The organism is Streptomyces sp. NPDC041205 (assembly GCF_055591765.1).
Genome location: NZ_JBVIZH010000015.1, coordinates 60,288 through 76,990, shown reverse-complemented (window position 1 = coordinate 76,990; position 16,703 = coordinate 60,288). Strand labels below are relative to the sequence as shown.

Below are 16,703 nucleotides of genomic sequence, written 5' to 3'. Positions count from 1 at the left end.
CGGCTGGGGCCGTTTTCCGGGGGTGTCAGAGGGAACCCGACAGAGAGGAAACGAGGAGGCGTGTCACCATGCCGATGCTGCTCGGAACGGACGGGCCGGAATCCGCCCTGCCGGCCCGCAGGCTCTCGGAGCTGGCCGAACAGGCGCTGCGCTGCACCGCCGAGTGCTGCGGCGCGGGCGCGACCGTCAGCGAGGGCGGCCAGGTGCACCCGGCCGCCGTCACCCACCCCGACCTGTCCGGCCTCGTCTCGGCGCAGTTGCGCTCCGGCGACGGGCCCATCCCCGCGGCCCAGGAGCGGGGCGCGCCGGTGGACGCGGAGGACCTCCTGCACGACGACCGCTGGCCGGAGTACCGCGCGCTCGCCCTGGACTCCGGAGTCCGCGCGAGCATCACGCTGCCCTTCCGGCGCTCCGGGCTCACCCTCACCCTCAGCCTGTTCAGCTTCCGCCCCGGCACCCTCGACGACGCGGGCTGCGGCCCCGCGCAGGCGCTCGGCGACCTCGCGGCGGCGGGCCTTGTCCGCGACCGCCACTACCGCGCCGCGCTCACGGAACTCGACCACCTGGGCGAGGCGCTGCGCACCCGCCCCGTCGTCGATCAGGCCTGCGGCATCATCATGCACATCGTGACCTGCGACGCCGACCGTGCCTTCACTCTTCTGCGCCGCGTCTCCCAGCAGTCCAACCGGAAACTCGCCGAGGTGGCGGCGGCGCTGGTGGAGACGCGGGGCAGGGGTCTGGAGGCCGAGCTGACGGCACTGGCCGAGTGAGGCACGGGGCCCGGCCCCGATCACCCGGCCGGAGGTCACACCGCGCGGATGACGCACCCCCACGCTCGAATGACCTCATGCGCACTTCCGTCCCGCACCTCGCCCTGACCCTCACCACGGCCGCCCTCTGCACCCTCGCCGCAGCCCCGTCCGCGTACGCGGGAGACGCCACCGCCGAAGTCACCCCCAAGCACCTCGCCCCCGGCGAACAGATCACCGTCTCCGTGTCCTGCCCGGACACCGGCGGCACACCCCCGCAGACCATGACCGCCAGCTCCCAGGCCTTCGAGCAGGGCAGCGTCCAGCTCCAGCGCGTGCAGAGCGGCCAGGGGCTGCCGAACGAGCGGCAGCAGCACGAGCAGGGCGACCCGTACGGCCTCACCGACCCGCAGGGACTCGAACCCGGCGGCGAGCCGGGCCTTGAGCCCGGTCTGGAGTCCGACCTCGGGACCGTACCCGGCGAGGAGTCCGGCACCGGGACGGGAACGGACTCGGGGACGGACTCAGGGACGGGAACCGGCACGGGGACCGGGACCGGGACCGGGACGGAAAGGGGGGCGGGGGCGGGCGACGAGGCCGGGCTCAGGGGCGACGCGGAGAACGGGGACTACGCCGGGGGCCGGAGCGACGCCGAGAACCCGGGCGGTGCCGGGAGCCGGGACGACGCCGAGAACCCGGGCGGCGCCGGGGCCGCCTATCAAGGCACGGCCCGCATCGCCGCCGCCGCGTCCTTCGAGGGCGGCGGCCCCGACACCGTGGGCACCGAGTCGCAGTGGGCCGTGGACGGCGCCTGCCACGACGACGGCCAGTGGAAGGCGACGTTCACCGTCACCCGTACCGCCCACACCCCCACCCACCGGCCCACCCACGACCCCACCCATACGGCCCCCGCCGCCCACGGCGTCCACGCCGGGCGCGACGGCGGCTTCACCGACTCCCCGGCGGCCCTCGCCGCGGGCGGCCTGCTGGTCAGCGGGGCCCTGGGCGCCGCCGTGCACCGGCTGCGCCGCGACCGGACGTCCGCCCGCTGACCGCCGGTCAGGTCAAGCGGCCGACCACCGGGACGTGGAGCGGCGCCGCCGTGGGTACGGAGACACCCGACGGCACACGAAAGGTCACGGGAGCGCACGGAGGTACCCATGCGGCGGACGGACCACGAGGGTCGCGGCCGCGTCCGGTACGGCCCGCCCCTGCCGGAGCCCGGGCTCCCAGTCCTCGCGGAGCTGACCGCCGCCCTCGCGTCCGCCGCGGGCCGCTCGCACGCCCAGCCGCCCGGCGGCGACCCGGCGCTGCTCGACGCGGCCTGCGGCTACTGGACCCGGCGCGGCCTGCCCGCAGAGCGCGACCACGTCGCCGCCGCGCCCGGCGCCGCGCCGCTGCTGCTCGCCCTCACCGCGGCCGTCGGCGGCGACGTGCTCCTGCCGCGCCCGTGCGCCGCCTGGTGGGAGCCCCAAGTACGCCTCCTGGGCCGGTCGGTGTACCACGTGCCGACGCCCGCCGAGTGCGGCGGCGTGCCCGATCCCTACGCCCTCCTCGAAACCGTCCGCCGCGTCCGCGCCGAGGGCGGCTCGCCGCGTCTGCTCGTGATGTCGGTCGCCGACGACCCGACGGCCACGGTGCCGCCGCCGGAGGTCGTGCACGAGGCCGTCGAGGCCGCGGCGGGCGAGGGCCTGCACATCGTCAGCGACGAGACCTGGCGCGACACCCTGCACCGCCCGCGCGAGACCGTCCTGGTCGGCCCCGCCGAGATGGCGCCCGACCGGGTCACCGTCGTCTGCGACCTGTCCGGCGCCTTCCTGCCACCCGCCCTGCCCGCGGCCATCGCCCGGTTCCCGGCGGGCGGCCCCGCGGCGGCCCTGCGGGCCCGCGTCCTGGACGTCCTCACCGCGCTCGGCGCGTCCCCGGCCGCGCCGGTCGCCGCCGCGGCCGCGTACGCCCTGGGGGAACCGGACGAGATCACCGCCCGCCTGACCGCAGCGACCCGGCTGCACGCGCGCGTGGCCGCGGCTCTCCGGCGGGCGGTGGTCGCGGCGGGCGGCTACGCCCGGCCGCCGCGGGCGGGGCGGCACCTGTACGCCGACCTCGGGCCGCTGCGGTCCGAGCTTGCCGCGCGCGGGGTGACCGACGCGCAGGAACTGGAGGACTTCCTGGCCACCCGGCTAGGCATGCCGGCCCCCGGCGGCCACCGCTTCGGCGACGACATCGCCGCGCTGCGCGTCCGCCTGTCCACGGGGCCGTTCCTCGGCACGGACCCCGGGCAGCGGATGGCCGCGCTGGCCGCCCCCGACCCCCTGCAACTGCCGCACGTGGAACGGGCGCTGACCCTGTTCGGAGCGGCCTTCGACGACCTTCGTGCCGAAGCACAGCGATGGGAGCCTCCTCGGTGACGCAGCAGACGCAGCAGCAGCCACGGGACAGCGAACAGGCGGAGCAGACGCAGCCGGTACGGCGGGGGCGGGACGCCCCGGAAGGGCGGGACGCGCAGGACGTCCGAGGCAGTGGTGGGGGAGGGGCGGAGGCGCGGGGTGTGCTGGAGGTGCGGGACGCGCGGGGTGGTCGTGGCGGGCGGGCCGTCCGGACCGGTGCCGTTCCGGTCGCGCCCCGCACGCCCGGCACCGTCCGGCTGTGGCCCAAGTCCTTCGCCGACCGGCTCACCGCGCCGCTGCCCGGGCTCCGGGCCTTCGCCCGGTTCGCCCGTGAGGGGGTGCTCAGGCCACCGCCCGCGGCGCTCGCCGACGTCCCGCGGCTGCCGTACGAACCGGGCCCGCTGCCCCGCGTCGACGCCCGCACGGTCGCGGTGACCTGGGCCGGGCACGCCAGCTGGGTGGTGCGCGTCGGCGGGCTCACCGTCCTCACCGACCCCGTCTGGTCCCGCAGGATCCTCGGCACCCCCGCCCGGGTCACCCCCGTCGGCGTCCCCTGGAGCGCGCTGCCCCGCGTCGACGCGGTGGTCATCAGCCACAACCACTACGACCACCTGGACGCGCCCACCCTCAGAAGGCTCCCGCGCGACACCCCCGTCCTCGTCCCCGCGGGTCTCGCCCGGTGGTTCACGCGCCGCCGCTTCACCCGGGTCGTCGAGCTCGACTGGTGGGAGGGCGCCGAACTCGGTCCGGGAGTGCGCTTCGACTTCGTACCGGCGCACCACTGGTCCAAGCGGGGCTTGCGGGACACCTGCCGGAGCCTGTGGGGCGGCTGGGTGCTCACCGACGCGGACGGGCAGCGGGTGTACTTCGCCGGGGACACGGGGTACGGGCACTGGTTCGAGCGGATCGGGGAGCGCTACCCCGGGATCGACCTGGCGCTGCTTCCCATCGGGGCGTACGAGCCGCGCTGGTGGCTGCGGGACGTGCACTGCGACCCGGAGGAGGCGGTGCGGGCCGCGCTGGACGTGGGGGCGCGGCGGATGGCGCCCATGCACTGGGGGACGTTCCTGCTGTCGGCGGAGCCGGTCCTCGAACCGCTGGTGCGCGTGCGGGACGCCTGGGCGGCGGCCGGGAGGGAGCGGGGGGATCTGTGGGATCTGCCGGTGGGCGGGTCCCGGGTGCTTCCCGGCTGAGGTGCCGGTGCGTTCACGTGGCCGTTGAGCGGGCCCTGTGGAAGCGGCGCCACGCCGTCGGGGCCAGGCTGATGACGACCGTGAGGCCGACGGCCAGGGCCACGCCCTGCCAGGGCTCCTCGAACAGGGAGCCGCCGAGAATGCCGATGAGCTGGTACGTCACGGCCCAGGCCAGGCAGGCCGGGAGGTTGCCGCGGGCGAACCGGCGCAGGGGCAGCTTCGCGAGGAGGCAGGCCAGCATCACCGGGAGGCGGCCCGCAGGGACGAGCCGCGACAGGACGAGCACCAGGACGCCGTGGTCCTGGAGTTTGTCCTGGGCCTGGGCGAGCCGCTCCTCCGGAGCCCGGTCCCGGATGGCCTCCAGCCAGCGCGAGCCGTTCTTGGACCGCATGCCGCGCTGCCCGAGCCAGTACAGGCCCATGTCCCCGGCGAACGCCGCGAGCGACGCCACCCCGAACACGATGAGCAGCGCGAAGGGCGAGGTGTCGGTCTGGTGGAAGGCCACCACCGCCGCCGAACTCACCAACGCGCCCGTCGGCACCACAGGCACCAGCGCGCCGAGCACCACGAGGAGGAACAACGACGGATAGCCCACCGCCTGCTGCGTGGAGTCCGGCGTCACCGCCGCCGCGGCGGCGAGGATCATCGAGCGACCTCCGGCCGTACGGACTCGCCGTGCCCGAGCCGGTGCACGGCGACAGCCGGCGCGCGGCGGGCCGCCTGGCGTACGAACTCGTCCCCCGGCCCGTGGAATTCGTGCGGCCGCACCGCGTCCATGCCGATCGGCCAGTACGTGCCGTAGTGCACCGGCACCGCGCTGCGCGGCGCGATCCTGGCGAGGGCCTCGGCGGCGAGGGCCGGGTCGAGGTGGCCGTGGCCGAGGTAGGGGCCCCAGCCGCCGACGGGAAGCAGTGCCACGTCGACGGGACCCACCTCGTCGGCCATCGCGTCGAACAGGCCCGTGTCGCCCGCGAAATACGTGCGGGCGCGGCCCTCGACGACATAGCCGAGGGCGGGGGAGCGGTGCGGGCCGAGGGGGAGGCGACGGCCGTCGTGGAGGGCGGGCACGACGCGCACGACGACGCCGCCACCGCCGCTCTCGACGGGCACCTCGTCGCCCGGAGCGACCTCCGTGAACCGCAGGTGGGACAGCTTGCGCAGGCCCGGCACGGAGCGGGGGGCGCCGCGCGGGACCAGGACGCGCGTGCCCGGGGCCAGGCGGGCCAGGGACGGCACGTGCAGATGGTCGGCGTGCAGATGCGACAGCAGGACGACGTCCGCGACGGCGGCCCGCGCCGGCGGTAGCGCCCCCCTGCGCCGGCGCAGGTGCGCGAGACGGCGCACGAACAGCGGATCCGTCAGCACGCGGGTGCCCGAGTCCTCCACCGTGCACGTGGCATGGCCCCACCAGGTGACCGTGACGTCGGCCCGCACCCGTTCCTCCTTCGTGTGACTGTCTCCGAGCCTACGGCCAGGAGTAGTGTCGTCGGCTGACGGCAGAGGTGAGGGGGACGCCATGGGAGATGCCGGCGGGGGGACCGCCCGCGCGGTGCGGGTCGCGGCGATCGCCAGCCTGACGCCCCTGGAGGAGCTGGACGCCGACCCCTTCCTCGTCGACTCGCGCAGCCAGCACGCCATGTGCGCGAAGTGGGCTGCCGCCCAGGGGTACGTGGTGACCCGCGAGCTCGTCGTCCGCGGTCTGCGCGCCGACCACGCCGTCCTCTGGGGCGACGTCGACGCCGGACTCGTCGACCTCTTCGTCGTCCCCTGCCGCCGCGTGCTCGAACTGGCCCTCCAGTCCGCCGACGAGTTCACCGCGGAGTGCGCGCGGCGCGGCGTGCGCATCGAGACGGCGGGGTTCGCGGAACCGGCGTACGACTCGGGGATGAAGGCGCGGGTGCACCGTCGGCTGTCTATGCCTACGGCGGGCTACGACGGCTGCTGAGCCTGGCCCCGGGGCCCTCACCATCCTCCCTTCGCCTCCGGTCACCCCACGCCCTGGGGCAAGCACCGCCCGAGCCCCGTGCGGCAACCCCACCCGCCCACCCCTTACTGTCGTCCCCGCCTCACCCTCGGCGGCCTGGCCCGGCCGTGCGTTGCTGTTGTCCCCGGCTCGCCCTCGGCGGTGCAGCGCAGCGCCCAGCGGTCGTCCTCCTCCGCCGCCCTTCGCGTTCCCGGGGAGCCGGGGGCACGACGGGTCCGGGAGCAACGGGTGGGTGGGGAAAACCGCCGCGGAGCGGCGGAGGTTGCCGTCGAGGGGGGCACGCGGGGACCGCGGCTACGGGTGGGTGGGTGGGGAGAGCCGCCGCGGAGCGGCGGGGAGGGGTGCCGCCCGGGGCGCACGGCCGTGGCGGGGGCGGGGGCGGGGGCGGGGTGGACGGTTGAGGTCCACGGCCTGTGACACGCTGGGGGCAAGGGCAGAGCATGTGAGGTGGGCGGACGCGGTGCGCGACGGACGATGGCGGGCAGTGGGACGCGCACTGTGGCGTGTGATCGCCGTGTGGGCGGTGAGCACGGTCACGATGCTCGCCCTCGCCGGGATCCTCCCGGACTTCAAGCTCCAGTCGGACGACGGCGACAGCGCCACCCGCATCGCGATCACCGCGGCCCTGGGCGCGGGCGCCTTCGGCCTCCTGTCGGCCCTGGTGTGGCCGCTGCTCGTACGCGCGCTGCTCCTCGTACCCGCCCTCGTCCTCGGCCTGCTCAACTTCTTCCTCAACGGCTCCCTGCTGCTGCTCGCCCTGCGCCTCATCCCCGACGGCCGCGGCGACGCCAACGCCGAGACCGCCGTGGTCGTCGCGGCCGTGATGTCGGCCGTCGCCTCCGCGACCGGCGGCGCCCTGGCCGTCCGCGACGACGACGCCTACCGCCGCCGCCTGTACCGCCTCGCCGACCGAAGACGCCGCCGCGCCGCCGGGGCCCAGGGACCGAGCACCCCGGGCATCCTCTTCCTCCAGCTCGACGGCGTCGGCCACGACGTCCTCCGCGACGCCGTCCGCAAAGGCCTCATGCCCACCGTCGCCCGCTGGCTCGGCGAGAGCGGGGGCGGGAGCGGGAGCGTCAAGGAGGGCGCGAACGACGAGGCGGGCGAGGGCGCGCCTGCGAGAGGGAGCAGCCCCCGGACGCCGGGCGCGCCCTCCGTGCCCCCCGCACCTCCCACCCACCGCCTCACCCCCTGGCGCACCGACTGGTCCAGCCAGACCGGTGCCAGCCAGCTCGCCATCCTGCACGGCAGCAACTTCGACGTCCCCGCCTTCCGCTGGTACGAGAAGGACACCGGCGAGGTCATGGTGTCCAACCGCCCCGCCTCCGCCGTGGAGCTGCAGCGTCGGGCCGTCGCCCGCACCGGTGCCCCGGGGCTGCTCGCCGACGACGGCGCCAGCCGTGGCAACCTGTTCAGCGGGGGCGCCGACCAGCTCGCCCTCGTCCTGTCGATGGCCGCGCGGCGCGACAAGCGCAACCGTTCCCGCGCCGGGTACTTCGCCTACTTCTCCGACCCCGCGAACGCCGTCCGCACCGCGCTCTCCTTCGTCGCCGAGGTCGGCCGGGAGATCGGCGAGTCCACGCGCGCCCGGCTCTGCAGACGCCGCCCCCGAGTGAGCCGCGGCGGGCTCTACCCCTTCATCCGTGCCTTCGCCACCGTCGTGGAGCGCGACGTCGTGGTCGCCGCCGTCATCGGCGACATGCTCGCCGGGCGCGCCGCCGTCTACGCCGACCTCGTCGCCTACGACGAGGTCGCCCACCACTCGGGGCCCACCAGCGGCGACGCGGAGCGGGTGCTGCGCCGCCTGGACCGCTCCCTCGCCCTCATCGAGCAGGTCGCCGACCACGCGCCCCGCCGCTACCGCATCGTGCTGCTCTCCGACCACGGCCAGAGCCCCGGCGAAACCTTCCGCGCCCGCTACGGCCTGTCCCTCGCCGACCTGGTGCGGGCCGGGTGCGGGCTGCCCGTGCCCCGCAGGGCGCGGCGTACGCACAGCGGTGCCGAGGCCCGTTCGGCGGTGCGGGCCGCGCTGCGCCGTCCCGTCGAGGAGGGCGCGGGCGAGCACAGGCCGGGCCGCCGCGCCGAGCCGATCGTCCTCGCCTCCGGCAACCTCGGCCTCGTCTCCTTCCCCGACGTGCCCCACCGCATGACCCGCGAGGAGATCGACCGCCGCCACCCGGCGCTCCTGCCGACCCTCGCCAACCACCCCGGCGTCGGCTTCCTGCTCGTCCGCAGCGCCGAGCACGGCCCGCTCGTCCTCGGGGCGCGCGGCACGGAGCTCCGCCTCGACGACGTCCCGGTCGGCGCCGGTCCCGACGGCCCCGGTCCCCTCGACGACTTCGGGCCCGGCGCCGCCGACGCCGTGCGCCGCACCGACTCCTTCCCGCACACCGCCGACATCATGGTCAACTCCTGGTACGACCCCGAGGACGGCGAAGTCCTCGCCTTCGAGGAACAGATCGGCTCCCACGGCGGGCTCGGCGGCGCCCAGTCCCGCCCGTTCCTGCTGTCCCCGCTCGCGCTTTCCCCGGCCGTCGAGGACGGCGGCGAACTCGTCGGCGCCGAGGCCGTGCACGCCGTACTGCGGCGGTGGCGGGAAGAGGAGTGCGGACACGGGGCGGGGATGAAGGCCACGGCGGCCGCAGCCGAGCCCGTGGCCGCAGCCGACCCCGCGGTGACCGCCGACCCGACGGTCACCGACCCCACCGCCCCCGCGGACAATTGCCTCCCCCAAGCCCCGCCTCCGACAGCTTTTCCTGCCGCCGACCACGCCGTACAGGACAAAACTTCTTGATTTTGCGCAGCGTGTGCCGTGCCCGACCATGGGCGGGCTCCCGGCGATCCCGGGCGCACGGCACAACGAGAGGCGCACCACCCCATGCACGACACCGGAACCGTTTCCTCGTCGGCTCCGGCCCCTGACCTGGGGGAACTTCCGGCCGAGCGGGGCCAGGACGGCGGCGACAAGCACGCCCGCCGCTTCGGGCTCCCCGTCGCCACCTGCCTCGTGATGGGCAACATCATCGGTGGCGGCATCTTCCTGCTGCCCGCCTCCGTCGCGCCGTTCGGCACCATCAGCCTCGTCGCGTTCGCCGTGCTGACGGCGGGCGCGATCTGCCTGGCGCTGGTCTTCGGGCGGCTCGCGAGCCGTGACCCGCGCACCGGCGGGCCGTATGTGTACGCGCGTGCCGCGTTCGGCGACTTCGCGGGGTTCCTCGCCGCCTGGTCGTACTGGATCACGACGTGGGTGTCGAACGCGGCGCTCGCCGTCGCCGCCGTCGGCTATCTCGACGTGCTGATACCGGTGGCGGACCACAAGTGGACCGCCTGCCTCGCGGCGCTGACGCTGCAACTGCTGCCCGCGCTCGCCAACTTCGCCGGGACCCGCTATGTCGGCGCCGTCCAACTCGTCGCCACCGTCCTGAAGTTCCTGCCGCTGCTTCTCGTCGCCTTCGGCGGTCTGTTCTTCTTCGACAGCGCGAACCTCGGGCCGTTCCGGGCGGGCGACGAGAGCCCCGTCGGCGCGGTGTCCGCGTCCGCCGCGATCCTGCTCTTCTCGTACTTGGGCGTGGAGTCCGCCGCCGTCAGCGCCGGTGAGGTGCGCGACCCCCGGCGCAACGTCGGCCGCGCCACCGTCCTCGGCACCCTCGGCGCCGCCCTCGTCTACCTTCTGGGCACCCTCGCCGTGTTCGGGACGGTCGCGCACGACAAGCTCGTGGCCTCCACGGCGCCGTTCTCGGACGCCGTGAACGCCATGTTCGGCGGCTCCTGGGGCGGCACGGCGGTGGCGCTCGCCGCGCTCGTGTCGATGGTAGGCGCCCTCAACGGGTGGACGCTCCTGAGCGCCCAGACACCGTACGCCGCCGCGCGCGACGGTCTCTTTCCGAGCGCGTTCGCCCGCAAGCGGCGCGGTGTGCCGACCGTCGGCGTCCTGGTGACCGTCGTCCTCGCCTCGCTGCTCACGGTCTACAACTACACGGCCGGTTCGGCGGGCGTCTTCGAAGTCCTCGTGCTCGTCACCACGTTCACCGCCACCGTGCCGTACCTCCTCGCCACCGCCGCGCAGATCTACTTCCTCGCCTCCGGGCAGGGCGAGCGCGTGCACCGGGGGCGCCTCGTGCGCGACGCGATCCTCGCCGCGCTCGCGTTCGGCTTCTCGATGTGGCTGGTCGCGGGCGCCGGGTACGCGGCCGTCTACCAGGGTGTGCTGTTCCTCTTCGTGGGTGTCCTCGTGTACGCGTGGATGGCGGCCCGCAAGCAGCGGACCGCCACCCAGTAGCGCCCTCTCTCCGTCACCCGGCTGCCCGGTCGACTCGTTACCTCGCCAGGGGCGCGATCACCCAGCGCTGCGTCTTGAAGCCGCCGTCCCGCGGGCCGATCTCGACCAGCTTGCGGGCCGCGAGGTAGGCCTCGTTGCCCTCGACCTCGTAGCCGACCTGGAGCGTGCCGGGCACGTCCCTGATCTCGGGCCGCTGTTCCCGCCCGACCGCCGCGGGATAGTCGCCGTCCTCGGGTGTGCCCCGGACCGCCAGCTCGGCGAGCAGCCGCTCCTGGGCCGCGGCGAGCGCCTCCTGCGGGTCACGCGGGGCCGGTGCCACGGCGCCCTCGGCTCCGGGAGGCGTCACGAGGGCGCCGGCCTCGCGCGTCGTGCCCGTCGCGGTACGCGTGGACAGCTGGGCCTGCACGACCGTGCCGTCGTTGTCGAGGCCGACCCGGATCACACCGCGGTCCGGCGTGATGATCGGCACGCCGTCGAAGGCCTGCCGGAACGTGACGTGGGTCTGCAGCGACACCGGCGCGCCGATCTCCGAGCCGTCCTTCGTGCCGGAGTTCTGCATCAGGTCGTGCACGCTGTCGACGATCAGTTCGGCGCCGTCGGCGTGCTGCTCGGCGAAGGCGCGCGCCAACTCGACGGCGCGGTCGGTGGGCAGCGCCGTGGTGTTGCGGTGGTTGGGTTCGGCGAGCCGCACCCAGCGCACCGCGTGCGGGCCCGTGGACGCGACGCGGTCCCCGGAGGTGGCACTGAGGACGCCCTGCCGCTCGACGTGCACCTCTTCGAGGGCCGCCGTCGGGAAGCTCGCGATCCGGCCGGCCTCGGCCAGCTCGGCGCTCGGGTCGCGCGGCGCGAGCTGGATCACCTGCGGGTTGTCCGGGGCGGCCGTGAGCTGCTCGGCGAGCGACTCGCGGGCGTTGTACCAGCGCCACGCGTACCAGTTGTCCGGCACGGCGGCGCGGTAGAAGTTCCGCTCGGTGTTGAGCCGGTTCACGGCCTCGGCCTGGGTCGCGCCGACCGCGCACACGGACGGGGCCTGGCCCTTGTGGATGTCCCAGCTCGCGTTCAGCCAGGCGTCGCAGTACGTCTGCCCGGACCGCCACTTGTCCCAGAACTTCCGGCCGTAGTCCGGGTGGTCGATGCTGGTGGTCTCGAAGCCGAAGAGCATCCGGAAGCCGACGTTCGGCCCGGCCCAGGTGCGGATCGGGGAGTGCCCGGAGAGGACCCGCAGCGAGAAGCAGGTCGACCAGAAGATGTACCGGCACTTCTCGTTGCCGAGTGCCATCCGGTTGGAGGTCGCCTCGGTGCGCCCGTCCCAGGCCGCGCCGAGCGGCGCGTGGAAGACGCCGTTGCCGTCCATGTCGCCGTGGCCCGAGTGGTACACGGCACACACCGCGTCCATCCCGTAGCGGTCCTGCCAGTTGTCGTAGGTCTCCTCGTACGCCCAGACCTGCACGCCCCCGTCGGCGAACCAGAAGTTGCGGTCGTAGAACTGCTGGAGGTACGCCAGCCAGCCGGTGGCGTCCTCGTGGGTGTAGAACAGCGGCGACGCGGTGGCGAACTTCTCGATGCTGAAGGCGCCCCACCAGCCGAACGTCGAGTCCCGTTCCCCGGCCGCGCCGGGCTTGTCGGGCTCGAGCGGCGACGGACCCCTGTCCGTGTAGATCATGCGCATGCCTAACCCCCTGAGTGGTGCCCCCGATGTGCCCGGGCGTTGCGCCGCGCAGCCGTCACGTGGCTGGGTCCGCACGGTCGAGGGGGCCTAAAAGTGTCACCCCGTGGGGGCCTTGCCCAGTTGCCATTTCGGCCATAGGTACCCCGTACCGCCCATGTCGCGTGCCCCACGCGCCCCGGTGGCGGGAGCGCGTGGGGTGGTACAGGGCCGGGTGGCCGAGGGGGATCGGCGCGAGGCATGGAACGCGCCACGGTGCCTCACTGTTCGTACCGCACCCCGCGCACCAGCGCGGCCCCCTCGAACACCCTTGGTGCTACTTGCCGTAGTACGCGTGGAGGACGGACAAGGTCGACTTGTTGCCCTTCCTGTCGGTGATCTTGGCGTGGAAGGAGATGCCCTTGCCCGCGGCGGGGTTCTTCACCGTGACGCGGCCGTCGGTGACCTTCAGCTCCTCCCAGTGGCGGCCGTAGTCGTAACTGGCGTACACGTGCAGCGACTTCAGGTTCGCCCCGGCCGCCGCGCCCTGCACGGTCACCGGCATCCGCTGCTTCTCGCCCGCGGGCGCCCGGCTGGTCAGGTCCAGCTTGGGCGCGAACCGGGCGGTGGACACCGGGAGTTCCTTCGGGCCGCCCCGCTTGGAGCGGAACGTCCAGGAGGCGTCGACGCGGGTGGAGGCCGCCGAGAGGGCGACCGAGCGCTTCACGGAGGTGGTCAGCCGGTATTCGGCGTCCGTGTCCGGAACGTCGAAGGCCCCGTCCTCACCCGAGAGCGGGTCCTCGTTGGCGCCGATCCTCCTGCCGTCGCGGTACAGCTCCGTCTTCGCCGACGTGAGGTCCGTCCAGCCGACGTTGCCCTTCCCGTCGGCGAACAGAGGCAGGTTTCCGTACAGCTTCGAGCCGTCCCGGAACACACCCGCGCCCGCGCCGAGGCGCGGGCCGAACACGCCGACGCCGAACGATTCGCGATAGCTCCGCCCCGCCTTGTAGGCGCGCGGCTCGGCGAACCGGTAGTAGCTCTCGATGAGCGGGTTGCCCTCCTCGTCGACGCCGCCGTACTGCTCGAAGCCGAGGTCCCACTTGACCTTGCCGAGCGCCGACAGGTGCAGTGTCTTGGTGCGCGGCAGCGTCTGCACCGGCGGGATCATGGAGATGCCGCCCGCCTCAGGGAGATATCCCGCCGCGCTGAGGCTGCCCGTCTTCCGCGCCGACGAAGCGCCCATGCTCACCTTGACGGTCGCGAAGTCGGTGGGCTTGAGGTGCTTGACGTAGCCCGTGGCGAGCTTGGTCACCTTGCCGCCGACGAGCATCTCGTACGCGGTGTCGGCGCCCTTGCGCCAAGTGCCGAGCCACTGCTGACCGAGCCCGTCGGGCACCGCGGGGCCGAGGTGGGCGGTGCGCATGCTCTGGAAGGCGCTGACGCGCAGGGCGCCCATCTCGTAGCCCGCGTAGGTGTAGCGCGCGTCCATGAAGGCGAGCTTCGCGCTCCGGTCCGGGACGGTGATGTCGACGGGCTCGGCCTTGCGGGCGTCGAGCGTGACCGTCATCTTCTTGTCGACGGTCAGCTTGGGCCGCACCAGCCAGTCGACGCCCTTGTCCCCGTTCCGCGGGTCGACGTAGACCGCGGAGTCCAGGAGGTAACTCCCCTTGGCCACACGGACCTTGACGGTGCCCGAGGGGTCGTACGGGAAGCGGTTCGTGCCGGTGTCGGCGCCGGTGATCGCCGACAGCATCGTCTCGTGATGCGGCGCGGGCCGCCCGTCCCGGCCGATCGACTTCAGCGTCAGGTCGTACGACTCGACCTCGCGCTGCACGGCTGCGGCCGTGCGGACGCTCTGGCCGCCGCCGGTCGCCACCACGTACGCGGAATAGGCGCCGTCGACAGCCCCGCCGAGGCGCGTGTCGGTGGTCAGGTCGACGGAGGCCGTGCCGCCCGCGGGGACGGTGACCTTCTTCGCGCCGAGGGCGAAGAACCCGGCGGGCGCCGGACGTCCCTTCGGGTCGAGGGCCGACACGGTCAGGTCGAGGGTGACGTCCTTCGTGCCGCGATTCTTGTACGCCACCTTCTTGGTGACCGGCTTGTCGTCGGTGTGCGGCCACAGCTGGGTGCCGTAGTTGAGGGACACCGGGTCGGCGTACACGGTCTGCTTGATGGCCCGGTCCACGGCGATACGGCCCGAACCCTGCTGGAAGGGCGTGTACTTGCCGCCCTTGGTGGACGCGGTGAGCGCGCCCTTCAGCTCCGGCTGCTTCCAGTCGGGGTGCTGCTGCTTGAGGAGGGCGGCGGCGCCCGCGGCGTGCGGGGTCGCCATCGACGTTCCGGAGATCGTCAGGTAGCCCTCGGGCTTCTGGCCGACCTCCTTCTCGATCTCGCTGCCGGGCGCGGCGGCCGCGGTGATGTCGACGCCGGGCGCGGTCACGTCGGGCTTGATGGCGCCGTCGCCGACGCGCGGGCCCTGGCTGGAGAAGTCGGCGATCTTGTCGTTGTCGTCGACCGCGCCGACGGTGAGCGCCGCGTCCGCGCTGCCCGGGGAGTTGACGGACCCCGGATCGCCGCTGTTGCCCGCCGCGACGGCGAACAGGATGCCCTTGTCGGCGGAGACCTTGTTGATCGCGGCCTCCATCGGGTCGACGCCGGGCGTGTCGCCCCCGCCGAGGCTCATGTTCACCACGTCGGCGCCCTGGGCCGCGGCCCAGTCGATGCCCGCGATGATCTCGGAGTCGCTGCCCCTGCCGTCGTCCCCGAGGACCTTGCCGTTGAGGATCTTGGCGCCGGGCGCCACACCCTTGTACGCGGCGTTCTTGGCGCCGGTGCCCGCCGCGATGGACGCCACGTGCGTGCCGTGCCCGTACCGGTCCTTGCTGTCCGGTGACGGCGTGAAGTTCTTGTCCCCGACGACCTGTTCCTTCAGGTCCGGGTGGGTGGCGTCGACGCCCGTGTCCAGGACGGCGATCTTGACGCCCTTGCCGTCGTACCCGGCCTCCCACGCCTTCGGCACGCCGATCTGCTTGACGGACTTGTCCAGGCTCACCCGGCGGGTGCCGTCCAGCCACAGATGGCTGACCCCGGCGGCCGCACCGCCCCGCTCGTCGGTGAGCTCCTTCCACAACGCCGCCGCGTCCCGCTTCGGCGTCGTCACGGCGTCCGCGTTCAGCGACGCGAAGGAGCGGCGGACCGTGGTGTCACCGGCCGCGCGCACTCCGGCGCGGGCGTCGCGGGCCGCGGTGCCCCGGTAGCCGACGATGAGCTTCAGGCCGTTCTTCTGGGCCTCGCGGTTCGCCTTCCGGCTCAGCTCCGTGACGTCGAACAGGCGCTGGTCGACTTTGCCCGCGGCGATGAGCCGCTGCGCGTCGTACGGCAGGACCAGCGTGTGCCCGGCGAAGGCGCGGGTGCGGACGGGTATGTGCTCGCGGCCCTCGGCGGGCCGGAACCCGGTGATCCGCCCCTTGGCGTCGACGGTGACGCGGTCACCGGTGACCAGGGTGAGGCGGTGCCCCGACCCCGGCTTCACGGCGGTCGGGCCGGTGCTCCGGTCGGTGGCGGCCGTGCCGGTGCCCCGGCTGTCCTGCGCGCGGTCCGCGTCCGCCGCCGCCGGGCCGGTCATGCCCGCGGCCAGCGCCACGGCCGCCGCCGCGGCGACGGTCGCCGCGTGCGCTCTTCGCCGCCGGGGCGCTCCGCCCGCCCCTCGTGCCTCTGTCGTTCCCTCGGTGTGATGGTGCAACGTGTCCCTCGCGATCGTCGCGTCCTGGCCGAGGCGCTCGGTCGCGCGCCTCAACTCACCCCTTCAGACGCACGGTTGAGGCCATTGCGTTGCGTGGCGCACCTGGTGTGCACGGGGCGGCCCCGGACCAGGCGGTCCCTCCTTCGGCCGCGCACGGCCGCCCGACGCGCGGACCGGCCCCGGAGTGTGATCGGATGGACCCCAAGGAACTTCACCGAAGGGATTTGGCATCGTGGCTACCACGCGCTCCGCACACACGGTCTGGGAAGGCAGCCTGACCGAGGGCTCCGGCACCGTCACCTTCGACTCCTCGGGCATCGGGCAGCAGGCCGTCTCCTGGCCGTCCCGCGCCGAGGAGGCGAACGGCAAGACCAGCCCCGAGGAGCTCATCGCCGCCGCGCACTCGAGCTGCTTCTCCATGGCTCTCTCCCACGGCCTCACCGGCGCGGGCACCCCGCCCACCAAGCTGGTCACGTCCGCCGACGTGACCTTCCAGCCGGGCACCGGCATCACCGGCATCCACCTCACCGTCGAGGGCGAGGTGCCCGGGCTCGACGAGGCCGCCTTCGTCTCGGCTGCCGAGAACGCCAAGGCCAACTGCCCCGTCAGCCAGGCGCTCACGGGCACGACGATCACCCTCTCGGCCAAGCTGGCCTGAGCCCCGCACGACCGCGGCGAAGCCGCCGACCGGAGCCATCGGTCGGCGGCTTCGCCCTGTCCGGCG

Annotated in this window: 12 protein-coding genes; 8 read left to right on the top strand and 4 right to left on the bottom strand. The window is 74.2% G+C overall.

The window, feature by feature from the left end:
• The first annotated feature begins 68 nt into the window (after window positions 1-68).
• From ACZ6BG_RS37440 to ACZ6BG_RS37425, 4 genes are all read left to right on the top strand, one after another.
• Window positions 69-770 carry an ANTAR domain-containing response regulator gene (locus ACZ6BG_RS37440; protein ID WP_469010404.1) on the top strand — a complete coding sequence of 234 codons (702 nt, stop codon included), beginning with the start codon at window positions 69-71 and terminating at the stop codon, window positions 768-770.
• A 77-nt stretch (window positions 771-847) separates the two neighbouring features.
• Window positions 848-1,801: a hypothetical protein gene (locus tag ACZ6BG_RS37435; RefSeq protein ID WP_469010402.1), complete on the top strand. Its 954-nt coding sequence runs from the start codon at window positions 848-850 to the stop codon at window positions 1,799-1,801.
• A 108-nt stretch (window positions 1,802-1,909) separates the two neighbouring features.
• Window positions 1,910-3,157: an aminotransferase class I/II-fold pyridoxal phosphate-dependent enzyme gene (locus ACZ6BG_RS37430; RefSeq protein WP_469010400.1), complete on the top strand. Its 1,248-nt coding sequence runs from the start codon at window positions 1,910-1,912 to the stop codon at window positions 3,155-3,157.
• Window positions 3,139-4,329 carry an MBL fold metallo-hydrolase gene (locus ACZ6BG_RS37425; RefSeq protein WP_469010395.1) on the top strand — a complete coding sequence of 397 codons (1,191 nt, stop codon included), beginning with the start codon at window positions 3,139-3,141 and terminating at the stop codon, window positions 4,327-4,329. Before ACZ6BG_RS37430 ends, ACZ6BG_RS37425 begins: the two co-directional genes overlap by 19 nt.
• 13 nt (window positions 4,330-4,342) lie before the next feature.
• Here ACZ6BG_RS37425 and ACZ6BG_RS37420 read toward each other — a convergent pair whose 3' ends face one another.
• Both ACZ6BG_RS37420 and ACZ6BG_RS37415 read right to left on the bottom strand, forming a co-directional pair.
• Window positions 4,343-4,975, bottom strand: a complete 633-nt coding sequence (locus ACZ6BG_RS37420) for a DedA family protein (protein WP_469010393.1) — start codon at window positions 4,973-4,975, stop codon at window positions 4,343-4,345.
• The gene (locus ACZ6BG_RS37415; RefSeq protein WP_469010388.1) at window positions 4,972-5,763 is read right to left on the bottom strand and encodes an MBL fold metallo-hydrolase; all 792 of its coding nucleotides are present in this window, start codon (window positions 5,761-5,763) and stop codon (window positions 4,972-4,974) included. The genes ACZ6BG_RS37420 and ACZ6BG_RS37415 overlap by 4 nt, the downstream gene beginning before the upstream one ends.
• A gap of 82 nt (window positions 5,764-5,845) precedes the next feature.
• Between ACZ6BG_RS37415 and ACZ6BG_RS37410 the strand changes: the two genes are divergently transcribed.
• From ACZ6BG_RS37410 to ACZ6BG_RS37400, 3 genes are all read left to right on the top strand, one after another.
• A complete protein-coding gene (locus tag ACZ6BG_RS37410; protein ID WP_469010386.1) occupies window positions 5,846-6,274 on the top strand; it encodes a hypothetical protein in 429 nt (142 codons plus the stop codon).
• Between the two features lie 499 nt (window positions 6,275-6,773).
• Complete coding sequence (locus tag ACZ6BG_RS37405; RefSeq protein ID WP_469010384.1) at window positions 6,774-9,107, top strand: phage holin family protein; 2,334 nt, start codon at window positions 6,774-6,776, stop codon at window positions 9,105-9,107.
• Between the two features lie 84 nt (window positions 9,108-9,191).
• On the top strand, window positions 9,192-10,592 hold the full coding sequence (locus ACZ6BG_RS37400; RefSeq protein ID WP_469010381.1) for an amino acid permease: 1,401 nt from the start codon (window positions 9,192-9,194) through the stop codon (window positions 10,590-10,592).
• A 37-nt stretch (window positions 10,593-10,629) separates the two neighbouring features.
• On the opposite strand, the gene ACZ6BG_RS37395 is transcribed toward ACZ6BG_RS37400, so the two are convergent.
• Together ACZ6BG_RS37395 and ACZ6BG_RS37390 are read right to left on the bottom strand one after the other, a co-directional pair.
• On the bottom strand, window positions 10,630-12,261 hold the full coding sequence (locus ACZ6BG_RS37395; RefSeq protein ID WP_469010378.1) for a DUF6345 domain-containing protein: 1,632 nt from the start codon (window positions 12,259-12,261) through the stop codon (window positions 10,630-10,632).
• A gap of 313 nt (window positions 12,262-12,574) precedes the next feature.
• A complete protein-coding gene (locus ACZ6BG_RS37390) occupies window positions 12,575-15,862 on the bottom strand; it encodes a S8 family peptidase (protein WP_469010554.1) in 3,288 nt (1,095 codons plus the stop codon).
• 349 nt (window positions 15,863-16,211) lie between these two features.
• Here ACZ6BG_RS37390 and ACZ6BG_RS37385 point away from each other — a divergent pair, with 349 nt between their 5' ends.
• Window positions 16,212-16,637, top strand: a complete 426-nt coding sequence (locus tag ACZ6BG_RS37385; protein ID WP_469010374.1) for an OsmC family protein — start codon at window positions 16,212-16,214, stop codon at window positions 16,635-16,637.
• The last annotated feature ends 66 nt before the right edge of the window (window positions 16,638-16,703 follow it).